Raw genomic sequence first — 16,596 nt, 5'->3', positions numbered from 1 at the left:
TCTGTGGTGTTACAACTGTGGTGTTGTATTCAGTTATCTCGGTTCCTGCAACCGGACAAGCCCGTGGCGGGTTTGTTGGTTGGGAACCACATAGTGGACGCAAGCATGCTTTGTTCTTGTGTGGTGTAAGTTATCGGCCTATTAGTACCGGTCAGCTTCACGAGTCGTTAGTCCTCGCTTCCACATCCGGCCTATCAACCCAGTGGTCTGGCTGGGGGCCTCTCACACAAAATGTGTATGGAAATCTCATCTCGAAGCGAGCTTCCCGCTTAGATGCTTTCAGCGGTTATCCCATCCGAACGTAGCTAATCAGCGGTGCACTTGGCAGTACAACTGACACACCAGAGGTTCGTCCGTCCCGGTCCTCTCGTACTAAGGACAGCCCTTCTCAAATTTCCTGCGCGCGCAGCGGATAGGGACCGAACTGTCTCACGACGTTCTAAACCCAGCTCGCGTACCGCTTTAATGGGCGAACAGCCCAACCCTTGGGACCTACTCCAGCCCCAGGATGCGACGAGCCGACATCGAGGTGCCAAACCATGCCGTCGATATGGACTCTTGGGCAAGATCAGCCTGTTATCCCCGAGGTACCTTTTATCCGTTGAGCGACGGCCATTCCACAATGTACCGCCGGATCACTAGTCCCGACTTTCGTCCCTGCTCGAGATGTCTCTCTCACAGTCAAGCTCCCTTGTGCACTTACACTCGACACCTGATTGCCAACCAGGCTGAGGGAACCTTTGGGCGCCTCCGTTACTTTTTAGGAGGCAACCGCCCCAGTTAAACTACCCATCAGGCACTGTCCCTGACCCGGATTACGGGCCGAAGTTAGATGTCCAAAGTGACCAGAGTGGTATTTCAACGATGACTCCACCCGAACTGGCGTCCGGGCTTCAACGTCTCCCACCTATCCTACACAAGCCACTCCGAACACCAATACCAAACTATAGTAAAGGTCTCGGGGTCTTTCCGTCCTGCTGCGCGTAACGAGCATCTTTACTCGTACTGCAATTTCGCCGAGTTTATGGTTGAGACAGCGGGGAAGTCGTTACTCCATTCGTGCAGGTCGGAACTTACCCGACAAGGAATTTCGCTACCTTAGGATGGTTATAGTTACCACCGCCGTTTACTGGGGCTTAAATTCTCAGCTTCGCCGTGAGGCTAACCGGTCCTCTTAACCTTCCAGCACCGGGCAGGAGTCAGTCCGTATACATCGTCTTGCGACTTCGCACGGACCTGTGTTTTTAGTAAACAGTCGCTTCCCCCTGGTCTCTGCGGCCCCGATCCCCTCCGGACAGCACGTGTCCATCAAGGTTGGGGCCCCCCTTCTCCCGAAGTTACGGGGGCATTTTGCCGAGTTCCTTAACCATAATTCTCTCGATCGCCTTAGTATTCTCTACCTGATCACCTGTGTCGGTTTGGGGTACGGGCGGCTAAAACCTCGCGCCGATGCTTTTCTAGGCAGCATAGGATCACCGAATCCCCCCTTTACGGGAGTCCCGTCAGATCTCAGGCACATGAACAGCGGATTTGCCTACCGTTCGCCCTACATCCTTGGACCGGGACAACCATCGCCCGGCTCGGCTACCTTCCTGCGTCACACCTGTTAATACGCTTGCCTCCCAGGATCAGGTCCCGCGCTCCACCAAAACCCTTCACCCACAAGGGGTGTCGGGCAGGTCTCGGGCGGTTAGTATCCCCTGTTCAACATGGGCGGTTTTTCGCCGGTACGGGAATATCAACCCGTTGTCCATCGACTACGCCTGTCGGCCTCGCCTTAGGTCCCGACTTACCCAGGGCAGATTAGCTTGACCCTGGAACCCTTGATCATCCGGCGGACGGGTTTCTCACCCGTCTTTCGCTACTCATGCCTGCATTCTCACTCGTGTAGGCTCCACCGCTGGTTTACACCGCGACTTCACCGCCCACACGACGCTCCCCTACCCATCCACACTCCTGAACCACAAAGGCTTGGAAAATATGTGAATGCCACAACTTCGGCGGTGTACTTGAGCCCCGCTACATTGTCGGCGCGGAATCACTTGACCAGTGAGCTATTACGCACTCTTTTAAGGATGGCTGCTTCTAAGCCAACCTCCTGGTTGTCTTCGCAACTCCACATCCTTTCCCACTTAGCACACGCTTAGGGGCCTTAGTTGGTGGTCTGGGCTGTTTCCCTCTCGACTATGAAGCTTATCCCCCACAGTCTCACTGCTGCGCTCTCACTTACCGGCATTCGGAGTTTGGCTGACGTCAGTAACCTTGTAGGGCCCATTAGCCATCCAGTAGCTCTACCTCCGGTAAGAAACACGCAACGCTGCACCTAAATGCATTTCGGGGAGAACCAGCTATCACGAAGTTTGATTGGCCTTTCACCCCTACCCACAGCTCATCCCCTCCATTTTCAACTGAAGTGGGTTCGGTCCTCCACGACGTCTTACCGTCGCTTCAACCTGGCCATGGGTAGATCACTTCGCTTCGGGTCTAGATCACGCCACTGCAACGCCCTGTTCAGACTCGCTTTCGCTACGGCTTCCCCACACGGGTTAACCTCGCGACGTAACACTAACTCGCAGGCTCATTCTTCAAAAGGCACGCCGTCACAACTACAAGGCTGCTCCGACGGATTGTAAGCACACGGTTTCAGGTACTGTTTCACTCCCCTCCCGGGGTACTTTTCACCTTTCCCTCACGGTACTGGTCCGCTATCGGTCATTAGGGAGTATTTAGGCTTATCAGGTGGTCCTGACAGATTCACACGGGATTTCTCGGGCCCCGTGCTACTTGGGATACTCATCAAAGGCGGTGCACAGCATTACGGTTACGGGGCTCACACCCTCTACGGCCGGCCTTTCAAGACCGTTCACCTATACCAGCACTCACACCTCCCCGGTCCGGCAGAACCAGGACAACAAGTCCCACAACCCCGCCCATGCAACGCCCGCCGGCTATCACACATGAGTCGGTTTAGCCTGATCCGCGTTCGCTCGCCACTACTAACGGAATCACTGTTGTTTTCTCTTCCTGCGGGTACTGAGATGTTTCACTTCCCCGCGTTCCCTCCACGCACCCTATGTGTTCAGATGCGGGTCACCAGATAACTCGCGCGTCTGGCGGGGTTTCCCCATTCGGACACCCTGGGATCACAGTCCGGTTATCGACTCCCCCAGGCTTATCGCAGATTCCTACGTCCTTCTTCGGCTCCTAATGCCAAGGCATCCACCGTGTGCTCTTAAAAACTTGACCACAAAGATCAATCAGTAATTTTCGAGAGAACCACGAAACCAACCACACCCAACAACCACCAACCCCAACAAAGAAGTCAGCCATCATCACGCGCAGCCAGATCCAGGTTCATATTCTTGGAAATTGCTTCTTATAAAAGATGCTCGCGTCCACTATGTAGTTCTCAAACAACAACCCCGTACCACACACCCCACACACAACCCCCAAAGGAGCCAACCACGCGCGATCGGTGCAGCCAGGAAACCAGAAACAAACAAACCCCGGAACAAGAAGAAAAAACCCCCTCCCCCGGCCCTGTTGCCTCAGGACCCAACAGTGTGCCAAACACTACCCGGCAACCCGTGCCGGCCGCGTTCCAGGACCACCACGCCCTTTCCGAAGAAAAAACGAAGGATCCGTACTAACCACCGGTCCGTGCCACCAGGCACCTATTTGCTGATATTCCACCCATGAGCACCCGCCGCAGAACAACCGTCTGCGCAACGGGCCTTTACTCCTGACAACCCCACCACACCCGCATACACGGGCCGGAAAGACTGTAGGTGCTCCTTAGAAAGGAGGTGATCCAGCCGCACCTTCCGGTACGGCTACCTTGTTACGACTTAGTCCCAATCGCCAGTCCCACCTTCGACGGCTCCCTCCCACAAGGGGTTAGGCCACCGGCTTCGGGTGTTACCAACTTTCGTGACTTGACGGGCGGTGTGTACAAGGCCCGGGAACGTATTCACCGCAGCGTTGCTGATCTGCGATTACTAGCGACTCCGACTTCATGGGGTCGAGTTGCAGACCCCAATCCGAACTGAGACCGGCTTTTTGGGATTAGCTCCACCTCACAGTATCGCAACCCTTTGTACCGGCCATTGTAGCATGCGTGAAGCCCAAGACATAAGGGGCATGATGATTTGACGTCGTCCCCACCTTCCTCCGAGTTGACCCCGGCAGTCTCCCATGAGTCCCCACCACTACGTGCTGGCAACATGGAACGAGGGTTGCGCTCGTTGCGGGACTTAACCCAACATCTCACGACACGAGCTGACGACAACCATGCACCACCTGTGAACCGGCCCCAAAAGGAGAAACCACATTTCTGCGGCGGTCCGGTCCATGTCAAGCCTTGGTAAGGTTCTTCGCGTTGCATCGAATTAATCCGCATGCTCCGCCGCTTGTGCGGGCCCCCGTCAATTCCTTTGAGTTTTAGCCTTGCGGCCGTACTCCCCAGGCGGGGCACTTAATGCGTTAGCTACGGCGCGGAAAACGTGGAATGTCCCCCACACCTAGTGCCCAACGTTTACGGCATGGACTACCAGGGTATCTAATCCTGTTCGCTCCCCATGCTTTCGCTCCTCAGCGTCAGTTAATGCCCAGAGACCTGCCTTCGCCATCGGTGTTCCTCCTGATATCTGCGCATTTCACCGCTACACCAGGAATTCCAGTCTCCCCTACATCACTCTAGTCTGCCCGTACCCACCGCAGATCCGGAGTTGAGCCCCGGACTTTCACGGCAGACGCGACAAACCGCCTACGAGCTCTTTACGCCCAATAATTCCGGATAACGCTTGCGCCCTACGTATTACCGCGGCTGCTGGCACGTAGTTAGCCGGCGCTTCTTCTGCAGGTACCGTCACTTTCGCTTCTTCCCTACTGAAAGAGGTTTACAACCCGAAGGCCGTCATCCCTCACGCGGCGTCGCTGCATCAGGCTTTCGCCCATTGTGCAATATTCCCCACTGCTGCCTCCCGTAGGAGTCTGGGCCGTGTCTCAGTCCCAGTGTGGCCGGTCACCCTCTCAGGCCGGCTACCCGTCGTCGCCTTGGTGAGCCATTACCCCACCAACAAGCTGATAGGCCGCGAGTCCATCCAAAACCACAAAAAAGCTTTCCACCCCCCACCATGCGATGAGGAGTCATATCCGGTATTAGACCCAGTTTCCCAGGCTTATCCCAGAGTCAAGGGCAGGTTACTCACGTGTTACTCACCCGTTCGCCACTAATCCCCGGCGCAAGCACCGGATCATCGTTCGACTTGCATGTGTTAAGCACGCCGCCAGCGTTCATCCTGAGCCAGGATCAAACTCTCCGTTGAAGAAAAACAGACACAACCACCACCCCCGGAAATAACAGGGACAACGGCTGCACAAAATTTGAAACCAGCCAAAAACACCAGGCCACACCACGGGGGTGGGCAGCCCGGCACAATCAACCAATTCATAAAAAATCGGTATCAACAAACTTGGCACACTATTGAGTTCTCAAACAACAGACACACCCGGCACCACCCAAACCAACGTTCAGGATCGCTCCGGAGCAACTTTTCAAACTTACCCGGTTTCACTCCCCGACGCAAATCCGTGTTTCAGGACCCGCACCGGCAAACAAACCAGCCCCACCAAGTTCGAGCGATCTAAAAGAGTCACCAGATTTTGGTCTTGATTTCGGGGGTTTGGCCGCCCGCGGTTACCAGCTCTTCGCTGTCTCCCTCGCGGCGACTTGGAAAACATTACACCCACCCCACCGCCAAAGCAACCCGGCCGAAACCACGTGAAACGTCCACCGAAACCCTTGGACTGCCGCGGTTTTTGGGCCCTCCAAGGCGGTCAACGGAGACAGCCAGGATCCGGACCAGTTTTATGGACCGCGTCACAGTCCGGCATGTTGCCCTGGGCCGGCGGCCACCCGCCCCACGCACCAGGTGTCCTCCCCCGGCTCAACCGCACCCCGGACTGCCAGCCCGCCGCCAGCCGGCACCCGCCGCTATGGACCACAGCCTCCGCAAACCACAACCTCCACAAACCACAACCCCACAAAACGTCCGGAACGTTGCCACGGTGAAGTTCCTCACCGAAGCGCCGCGGGCCGCATTGCCCGGACTGCCACGGCACCGGCAACCCAAGGCCCTGCCCCGGGCAGGTCAAGCAGGACGGGAGGGACGAAGGGCCTCCAGGATGGGGGTCGCGGCCGGCTCCGGCGCATCAGTTGGCACCCCCGGCCGCTCCTGGCCGCTCCTGGGCACCGGGGCCGGCTGCCGGCGCGGTGGCCGGCTGTTGGCGCGGTGGCCGGCACGTCCGCCGGGCGGCGACTTTTGGACAGCCCAGGTTTTTAAACAGCTCGGGCCCCGGTGTATGCGCCGGGGCCCTGGGAGCGGGTGTGGGGGGTGGGGTGTTAAATGCGGGAGAGCCCCGACCGTGTGGTTGGGGCTCTCGACCGTTTCTTTAATGGTTGTCCGGCGGTGACCTACTCTCCCACACCCTCCCGGGTGCAGTACCATCGGCGCTGTGGGTCTTAGCTTCCGGGTTCGGAATGGGACCGGGCGTTTCCCCCACGCTATGACCGCCGTAACCCTTGCTCCCGGCACACACCCTTGCGGGGGTGTGGGGGAAATCTGTGGTGTTACAACTGTGGTGTTGTATTCAGTTATCTTGGTTCCTGCAACCGGACAAGCCCGTGGCGGGTTTGTTGGTTGGGAACCACATAGTGGACGCAAGCATGCTTTGTTCTTGTGTGGTGTAAGTTATCGGCCTATTAGTACCGGTCAGCTTCACGAGTCGTTAGTCCTCGCTTCCACATCCGGCCTATCAACCCAGTGGTCTGGCTGGGGGCCTCTCACACAAAATGTGTATGGAAATCTCATCTCGAAGCGAGCTTCCCGCTTAGATGCTTTCAGCGGTTATCCCATCCGAACGTAGCTAATCAGCGGTGCACTTGGCAGTACAACTGACACACCAGAGGTTCGTCCGTCCCGGTCCTCTCGTACTAAGGACAGCCCTTCTCAAATTTCCTGCGCGCGCAGCGGATAGGGACCGAACTGTCTCACGACGTTCTAAACCCAGCTCGCGTACCGCTTTAATGGGCGAACAGCCCAACCCTTGGGACCTACTCCAGCCCCAGGATGCGACGAGCCGACATCGAGGTGCCAAACCATGCCGTCGATATGGACTCTTGGGCAAGATCAGCCTGTTATCCCCGAGGTACCTTTTATCCGTTGAGCGACGGCCATTCCACAATGTACCGCCGGATCACTAGTCCCGACTTTCGTCCCTGCTCGAGATGTCTCTCTCACAGTCAAGCTCCCTTGTGCACTTACACTCGACACCTGATTGCCAACCAGGCTGAGGGAACCTTTGGGCGCCTCCGTTACTTTTTAGGAGGCAACCGCCCCAGTTAAACTACCCATCAGGCACTGTCCCTGACCCGGATTACGGGCCGAAGTTAGATGTCCAAAGTGACCAGAGTGGTATTTCAACGATGACTCCACCCGAACTGGCGTCCGGGCTTCAACGTCTCCCACCTATCCTACACAAGCCACTCCGAACACCAATACCAAACTATAGTAAAGGTCTCGGGGTCTTTCCGTCCTGCTGCGCGTAACGAGCATCTTTACTCGTACTGCAATTTCGCCGAGTTTATGGTTGAGACAGCGGGGAAGTCGTTACTCCATTCGTGCAGGTCGGAACTTACCCGACAAGGAATTTCGCTACCTTAGGATGGTTATAGTTACCACCGCCGTTTACTGGGGCTTAAATTCTCAGCTTCGCCGTGAGGCTAACCGGTCCTCTTAACCTTCCAGCACCGGGCAGGAGTCAGTCCGTATACATCGTCTTGCGACTTCGCACGGACCTGTGTTTTTAGTAAACAGTCGCTTCCCCCTGGTCTCTGCGGCCCCGATCCCCTCCGGACAGCACGTGTCCATCAAGGTTGGGGCCCCCCTTCTCCCGAAGTTACGGGGGCATTTTGCCGAGTTCCTTAACCATAATTCTCTCGATCGCCTTAGTATTCTCTACCTGATCACCTGTGTCGGTTTGGGGTACGGGCGGCTAAAACCTCGCGCCGATGCTTTTCTAGGCAGCATAGGATCACCGAATCCCCCCTTTACGGGAGTCCCGTCAGATCTCAGGCACATGAACAGCGGATTTGCCTACCGTTCGCCCTACATCCTTGGACCGGGACAACCATCGCCCGGCTCGGCTACCTTCCTGCGTCACACCTGTTAATACGCTTGCCTCCCAGGATCAGGTCCCGCGCTCCACCAAAACCCTTCACCCACAAGGGGTGTCGGGCAGGTCTCGGGCGGTTAGTATCCCCTGTTCAACATGGGCGGTTTTTCGCCGGTACGGGAATATCAACCCGTTGTCCATCGACTACGCCTGTCGGCCTCGCCTTAGGTCCCGACTTACCCAGGGCAGATTAGCTTGACCCTGGAACCCTTGATCATCCGGCGGACGGGTTTCTCACCCGTCTTTCGCTACTCATGCCTGCATTCTCACTCGTGTAGGCTCCACCGCTGGTTTACACCGCGACTTCACCGCCCACACGACGCTCCCCTACCCATCCACACTCCTGAACCACAAAGGCTTGGAAAATATGTGAATGCCACAACTTCGGCGGTGTACTTGAGCCCCGCTACATTGTCGGCGCGGAATCACTTGACCAGTGAGCTATTACGCACTCTTTTAAGGATGGCTGCTTCTAAGCCAACCTCCTGGTTGTCTTCGCAACTCCACATCCTTTCCCACTTAGCACACGCTTAGGGGCCTTAGTTGGTGGTCTGGGCTGTTTCCCTCTCGACTATGAAGCTTATCCCCCACAGTCTCACTGCTGCGCTCTCACTTACCGGCATTCGGAGTTTGGCTGACGTCAGTAACCTTGTAGGGCCCATTAGCCATCCAGTAGCTCTACCTCCGGAAAGAAACACGCAACGCTGCACCTAAATGCATTTCGGGGAGAACCAGCTATCACGAAGTTTGATTGGCCTTTCACCCCTACCCACAGCTCATCCCCTCCATTTTCAACTGAAGTGGGTTCGGTCCTCCACGACGTCTTACCGTCGCTTCAACCTGGCCATGGGTAGATCACTTCGCTTCGGGTCTAGATCACGCCACTGCAACGCCCTGTTCAGACTCGCTTTCGCTACGGCTTCCCCACACGGGTTAACCTCGCGACGTAACACTAACTCGCAGGCTCATTCTTCAAAAGGCACGCCGTCACAACTACAAGGCTGCTCCGACGGATTGTAAGCACACGGTTTCAGGTACTGTTTCACTCCCCTCCCGGGGTACTTTTCACCTTTCCCTCACGGTACTGGTCCGCTATCGGTCATTAGGGAGTATTTAGGCTTATCAGGTGGTCCTGACAGATTCACACGGGATTTCTCGGGCCCCGTGCTACTTGGGATACTCATCAAAGGCGGTGCACAGCATTACGGTTACGGGGCTCACACCCTCTACGGCCGGCCTTTCAAGACCGTTCACCTATACCAGCACTCACACCTCCCCGGTCCGGCAGAACCAGGACAACAAGTCCCACAACCCCGCCCATGCAACGCCCGCCGGCTATCACACATGAGTCGGTTTAGCCTGATCCGCGTTCGCTCGCCACTACTAACGGAATCACTGTTGTTTTCTCTTCCTGCGGGTACTGAGATGTTTCACTTCCCCGCGTTCCCTCCACGCACCCTATGTGTTCAGATGCGGGTCACCAGATCACTCGCGCGTCTGGCGGGGTTTCCCCATTCGGACACCCTGGGATCACAGTCCGGTTATCGACTCCCCCAGGCTTATCGCAGATTCCTACGTCCTTCTTCGGCTCCTAATGCCAAGGCATCCACCGTGTGCTCTTAAAAACTTGACCACAAAGATCAATCAGTAATTTTCGAGAGAACCACGAAACCAACCACACCCAACAACCACCAACCCCAACAAAGAAGTCAGCCATCATCACGCGCAGCCAGATCCAGGTTCATATTCTTGGAAATTGCTTCTTATAAAAGATGCTCGCGTCCACTATGTAGTTCTCAAACAACAACCCCGTACCACACACCCCACACACAACCCCCAAAGGAGCCAACCACGCGCGATCGGTGCAGCCAGGAAACCAGAAACAAACAAACCCCGGGACAAGAAGAAAAACCCCCTCCCCCGGCCCTGTTGCCTCAGGACCCAACAGTGTGCCAAACACTACCCGGCAACCCGTGCCGGCCGCGTTCCAGGACCACCACGCCCTTTCCGAAGAAAAAACGAAGGATCCGTACTAACCACCGGTCCGTGCCACCAGGCACCTATTTGCTGATATTCCACCCATGAGCACCCGCCGCAGAACAACCGTCTGCGCAACGGGCCTTTACTCCTGACAACCCCACCACACCCGCATACACGGGCCGGAAAGACTGTAGGTGCTCCTTAGAAAGGAGGTGATCCAGCCGCACCTTCCGGTACGGCTACCTTGTTACGACTTAGTCCCAATCGCCAGTCCCACCTTCGACGGCTCCCTCCCACAAGGGGTTAGGCCACCGGCTTCGGGTGTTACCAACTTTCGTGACTTGACGGGCGGTGTGTACAAGGCCCGGGAACGTATTCACCGCAGCGTTGCTGATCTGCGATTACTAGCGACTCCGACTTCATGGGGTCGAGTTGCAGACCCCAATCCGAACTGAGACCGGCTTTTTGGGATTAGCTCCACCTCACAGTATCGCAACCCTTTGTACCGGCCATTGTAGCATGCGTGAAGCCCAAGACATAAGGGGCATGATGATTTGACGTCGTCCCCACCTTCCTCCGAGTTGACCCCGGCAGTCTCCCATGAGTCCCCACCACTACGTGCTGGCAACATGGAACGAGGGTTGCGCTCGTTGCGGGACTTAACCCAACATCTCACGACACGAGCTGACGACAACCATGCACCACCTGTGAACCGGCCCCAAAAGGAGAAACCACATTTCTGCGGCGGTCCGGTCCATGTCAAGCCTTGGTAAGGTTCTTCGCGTTGCATCGAATTAATCCGCATGCTCCGCCGCTTGTGCGGGCCCCCGTCAATTCCTTTGAGTTTTAGCCTTGCGGCCGTACTCCCCAGGCGGGGCACTTAATGCGTTAGCTACGGCGCGGAAAACGTGGAATGTCCCCCACACCTAGTGCCCAACGTTTACGGCATGGACTACCAGGGTATCTAATCCTGTTCGCTCCCCATGCTTTCGCTCCTCAGCGTCAGTTAATGCCCAGAGACCTGCCTTCGCCATCGGTGTTCCTCCTGATATCTGCGCATTTCACCGCTACACCAGGAATTCCAGTCTCCCCTACATCACTCTAGTCTGCCCGTACCCACCGCAGATCCGGAGTTGAGCCCCGGACTTTCACGGCAGACGCGACAAACCGCCTACGAGCTCTTTACGCCCAATAATTCCGGATAACGCTTGCGCCCTACGTATTACCGCGGCTGCTGGCACGTAGTTAGCCGGCGCTTCTTCTGCAGGTACCGTCACTTTCGCTTCTTCCCTACTGAAAGAGGTTTACAACCCGAAGGCCGTCATCCCTCACGCGGCGTCGCTGCATCAGGCTTTCGCCCATTGTGCAATATTCCCCACTGCTGCCTCCCGTAGGAGTCTGGGCCGTGTCTCAGTCCCAGTGTGGCCGGTCACCCTCTCAGGCCGGCTACCCGTCGTCGCCTTGGTGAGCCATTACCCCACCAACAAGCTGATAGGCCGCGAGTCCATCCAAAACCACAAAAAAGCTTTCCACCCCCCACCATGCGATGAGGAGTCATATCCGGTATTAGACCCAGTTTCCCAGGCTTATCCCAGAGTCAAGGGCAGGTTACTCACGTGTTACTCACCCGTTCGCCACTAATCCCCGGCGCAAGCACCGGATCATCGTTCGACTTGCATGTGTTAAGCACGCCGCCAGCGTTCATCCTGAGCCAGGATCAAACTCTCCGTTGAAGAAAAACAGACACAACCACCACCCCCGGAAATAACAGGGACAACGGCTGCACAAAATTTGAAACCAGCCAAAAACACCAGGCCACACCACGGGGGTGGGCAGCCCGGCACAATCAACCAATTCATAAAAAATCGGTATCAACAAACTTGGCACACTATTGAGTTCTCAAACAACAGACACACCCGGCACCACCCAAACCAACGTTCAGGATCGCTCCGGAGCAACTTTTCAAACTTACCCGGTTTCACTCCCCGACGCAAATCCGTGTTTCAGGACCCGCACCGGCAAACAAACCAGCCCCACCAAGTTCGAGCGATCTAAAAGAGTCACCAGATTTTGGTCTTGATTTCGGGGGTTTGGCCGCCCGCGGTTACCAGCTCTTCGCTGTCTCCCTCGCGGCGACTTGGAAAACATTACACCCACCCCACCGCCAAAGCAACCCGGCCGAAACCACGTGAAACGTCCACCGAAACCCTTGGACTGCCGCGGTTTTTGGGCCCTCCAAGGCGGTCAACGGAGACAGCCAGGATCCGGACCAGTTTTATGGACCGCGTCACAGTCCGGCATGTTGCCCTGGGCCGGCGGCCACCCGCCCCACGCACCAGGTGTCCTCCCCCGGCTCAACCGCACCCCGGACTGCCAGCCCGCCGCCAGCCGGCACCCGCCGCTATGGACCACAGCCTCCGCAAACCACAACCTCCACAAACCACAACCCCACAAAACGTCCGGAACGTTGCCACGGTGAAGTTCCTCACCGAAGCGCCGCGGGCCGCATTGCCCGGACTGCCACGGCACCGGCAACCCAAGGCCCTGCCCCGGGCAGGTCAAGCAGGACGGGAGGGACGAAGGGCCTCCAGGATGGGGGTCGCGGCCGGCTCCGGCGCATCAGTTGGCACCCCGGCCGCTCCTGGCCGCTCCTGGGCACCGGGGCCGGCTGCCGGCGCGGTGGCCGGCTGTTGGCGCGGTGGCCGGCACGTCCGCCGGGCGGCGACTTTTGGACAGCCCAGGTTTTTAAACAGCTCGGGCCCCGGTGTATGCGCCGGGGCCCTGGGAGCGGGTGTGGGGGGTGGGGTGTTAAATGCGGGAGAGCCCCGACCGTGTGGTTGGGGCTCTCGACCGTTTCTTTAATGGTTGTCCGGCGGTGACCTACTCTCCCACACCCTCCCGGGTGCAGTACCATCGGCGCTGTGGGTCTTAGCTTCCGGGTTCGGAATGGGACCGGGCGTTTCCCCCACGCTATGACCGCCGTAACCCTTGCTCCCGGCACACACCCTTGCGGGGGTGTGGGGGAAATCTGTGGTGTTACAACTGTGGTGTTGTATTCAGTTATCTTGGTTCCTGCAACCGGACAAGCCCGTGGCGGGTTTGTTGGTTGGGAACCACATAGTGGACGCAAGCATGCTTTGTTCTTGTGTGGTGTAAGTTATCGGCCTATTAGTACCGGTCAGCTTCACGAGTCGTTAGTCCTCGCTTCCACATCCGGCCTATCAACCCAGTGGTCTGGCTGGGGGCCTCTCACACAAAATGTGTATGGAAATCTCATCTCGAAGCGAGCTTCCCGCTTAGATGCTTTCAGCGGTTATCCCATCCGAACGTAGCTAATCAGCGGTGCACTTGGCAGTACAACTGACACACCAGAGGTTCGTCCGTCCCGGTCCTCTCGTACTAAGGACAGCCCTTCTCAAATTTCCTGCGCGCGCAGCGGATAGGGACCGAACTGTCTCACGACGTTCTAAACCCAGCTCGCGTACCGCTTTAATGGGCGAACAGCCCAACCCTTGGGACCTACTCCAGCCCCAGGATGCGACGAGCCGACATCGAGGTGCCAAACCATGCCGTCGATATGGACTCTTGGGCAAGATCAGCCTGTTATCCCCGAGGTACCTTTTATCCGTTGAGCGACGGCCATTCCACAATGTACCGCCGGATCACTAGTCCCGACTTTCGTCCCTGCTCGAGATGTCTCTCTCACAGTCAAGCTCCCTTGTGCACTTACACTCGACACCTGATTGCCAACCAGGCTGAGGGAACCTTTGGGCGCCTCCGTTACTTTTTAGGAGGCAACCGCCCCAGTTAAACTACCCATCAGGCACTGTCCCTGACCCGGATTACGGGCCGAAGTTAGATGTCCAAAGTGACCAGAGTGGTATTTCAACGATGACTCCACCCGAACTGGCGTCCGGGCTTCAACGTCTCCCACCTATCCTACACAAGCCACTCCGAACACCAATACCAAACTATAGTAAAGGTCTCGGGGTCTTTCCGTCCTGCTGCGCGTAACGAGCATCTTTACTCGTACTGCAATTTCGCCGAGTTTATGGTTGAGACAGCGGGGAAGTCGTTACTCCATTCGTGCAGGTCGGAACTTACCCGACAAGGAATTTCGCTACCTTAGGATGGTTATAGTTACCACCGCCGTTTACTGGGGCTTAAATTCTCAGCTTCGCCGTGAGGCTAACCGGTCCTCTTAACCTTCCAGCACCGGGCAGGAGTCAGTCCGTATACATCGTCTTGCGACTTCGCACGGACCTGTGTTTTTAGTAAACAGTCGCTTCCCCCTGGTCTCTGCGGCCCCGATCCCCTCCGGACAGCACGTGTCCATCAAGGTTGGGGCCCCCCTTCTCCCGAAGTTACGGGGGCATTTTGCCGAGTTCCTTAACCATAATTCTCTCGATCGCCTTAGTATTCTCTACCTGATCACCTGTGTCGGTTTGGGGTACGGGCGGCTAAAACCTCGCGCCGATGCTTTTCTAGGCAGCATAGGATCACCGAATCCCCCCTTTACGGGAGTCCCGTCAGATCTCAGGCACATGAACAGCGGATTTGCCTACCGTTCGCCCTACATCCTTGGACCGGGACAACCATCGCCCGGCTCGGCTACCTTCCTGCGTCACACCTGTTAATACGCTTGCCTCCCAGGATCAGGTCCCGCGCTCCACCAAAACCCTTCACCCACAAGGGGTGTCGGGCAGGTCTCGGGCGGTTAGTATCCCCTGTTCAACATGGGCGGTTTTTCGCCGGTACGGGAATATCAACCCGTTGTCCATCGACTACGCCTGTCGGCCTCGCCTTAGGTCCCGACTTACCCAGGGCAGATTAGCTTGACCCTGGAACCCTTGATCATCCGGCGGACGGGTTTCTCACCCGTCTTTCGCTACTCATGCCTGCATTCTCACTCGTGTAGGCTCCACCGCTGGTTTACACCGCGACTTCACCGCCCACACGACGCTCCCCTACCCATCCACACTCCTGAACCACAAAGGCTTGGAAAATATGTGAATGCCACAACTTCGGCGGTGTACTTGAGCCCCGCTACATTGTCGGCGCGGAATCACTTGACCAGTGAGCTATTACGCACTCTTTTAAGGATGGCTGCTTCTAAGCCAACCTCCTGGTTGTCTTCGCAACTCCACATCCTTTCCCACTTAGCACACGCTTAGGGGCCTTAGTTGGTGGTCTGGGCTGTTTCCCTCTCGACTATGAAGCTTATCCCCCACAGTCTCACTGCTGCGCTCTCACTTACCGGCATTCGGAGTTTGGCTGACGTCAGTAACCTTGTAGGGCCCATTAGCCATCCAGTAGCTCTACCTCCGGAAAGAAACACGCAACGCTGCACCTAAATGCATTTCGGGGAGAACCAGCTATCACGAAGTTTGATTGGCCTTTCACCCCTACCCACAGCTCATCCCCTCCATTTTCAACTGAAGTGGGTTCGGTCCTCCACGACGTCTTACCGTCGCTTCAACCTGGCCATGGGTAGATCACTTCGCTTCGGGTCTAGATCACGCCACTGCAACGCCCTGTTCAGACTCGCTTTCGCTACGGCTTCCCCACACGGGTTAACCTCGCGACGTAACACTAACTCGCAGGCTCATTCTTCAAAAGGCACGCCGTCACAACTACAAGGCTGCTCCGACGGATTGTAAGCACACGGTTTCAGGTACTGTTTCACTCCCCTCCCGGGGTACTTTTCACCTTTCCCTCACGGTACTGGTCCGCTATCGGTCATTAGGGAGTATTTAGGCTTATCAGGTGGTCCTGACAGATTCACACGGGATTTCTCGGGCCCCGTGCTACTTGGGATACTCATCAAAGGCGGTGCACAGCATTACGGTTACGGGGCTCACACCCTCTACGGCCGGCCTTTCAAGACCGTTCACCTATACCAGCACTCACACCTCCCCGGTCCGGCAGAACCAGGACAACAAGTCCCACAACCCCGCCCATGCAACGCCCGCCGGCTATCACACATGAGTCGGTTTAGCCTGATCCGCGTTCGCTCGCCACTACTAACGGAATCACTGTTGTTTTCTCTTCCTGCGGGTACTGAGATGTTTCACTTCCCCGCGTTCCCTCCACGCACCCTATGTGTTCAGATGCGGGTCACCAGATCACTCGCGCGTCTGGCGGGGTTTCCCCATTCGGACACCCTGGGATCACAGTCCGGTTATCGACTCCCCCAGGCTTATCGCAGATTCCTACGTCCTTCTTCGGCTCCTAATGCCAAGGCATCCACCGTGTGCTCTTAAAAACTTGACCACAAAGATCAATCAGTAATTTTCGAGAGAACCACGAAACCAACCACACCCAACAACCACCAACCCCAACAAAGAAGTCAGCCATCATCACGCGCAGCCAGATCCAGGT

General features: G+C 56.7%; 7 rRNA genes. All 7 read right to left on the bottom strand.

Features of this window, described 5'->3' with window-relative positions:
- Positions 1-120: 120 nt before the first annotated feature.
- A 23S ribosomal RNA gene (locus tag ABIE00_RS24730) occupies positions 121-3,246 on the bottom strand.
- Positions 3,247-3,799: 553 nt separating this feature from the next.
- A 16S ribosomal RNA gene (locus ABIE00_RS24725) occupies positions 3,800-5,327 on the bottom strand.
- A 1,135-nt stretch (positions 5,328-6,462) separates the two neighbouring features.
- Positions 6,463-6,579 (bottom strand): 5S ribosomal RNA (rrf, locus tag ABIE00_RS24720).
- A 163-nt stretch (positions 6,580-6,742) separates the two neighbouring features.
- Positions 6,743-9,868, bottom strand: a 23S ribosomal RNA gene (locus ABIE00_RS24715).
- 552 nt (positions 9,869-10,420) lie between these two features.
- Positions 10,421-11,948, bottom strand: a 16S ribosomal RNA gene (locus tag ABIE00_RS24710).
- Positions 11,949-13,082: 1,134 nt separating this feature from the next.
- Positions 13,083-13,199: ribosomal RNA gene (rrf, locus tag ABIE00_RS24705) — 5S ribosomal RNA — on the bottom strand.
- Between the two features lie 163 nt (positions 13,200-13,362).
- A 23S ribosomal RNA gene (locus ABIE00_RS24700) occupies positions 13,363-16,488 on the bottom strand.
- The 16S, 23S and 5S rRNA genes sit together here, the layout of an rRNA operon.
- Between the last annotated feature and the right edge of the window lie 108 nt (positions 16,489-16,596).

Origin of the sequence: Arthrobacter sp. OAP107 (genome assembly GCF_040546765.1) — a bacterium.
In the GTDB taxonomy this organism is placed as follows: domain Bacteria; phylum Actinomycetota; class Actinomycetes; order Actinomycetales; family Micrococcaceae; genus Arthrobacter.
Note: the sequence above shows the minus strand (reverse complement) of the source record. Positions and strands in the feature narration are given on the sequence as shown.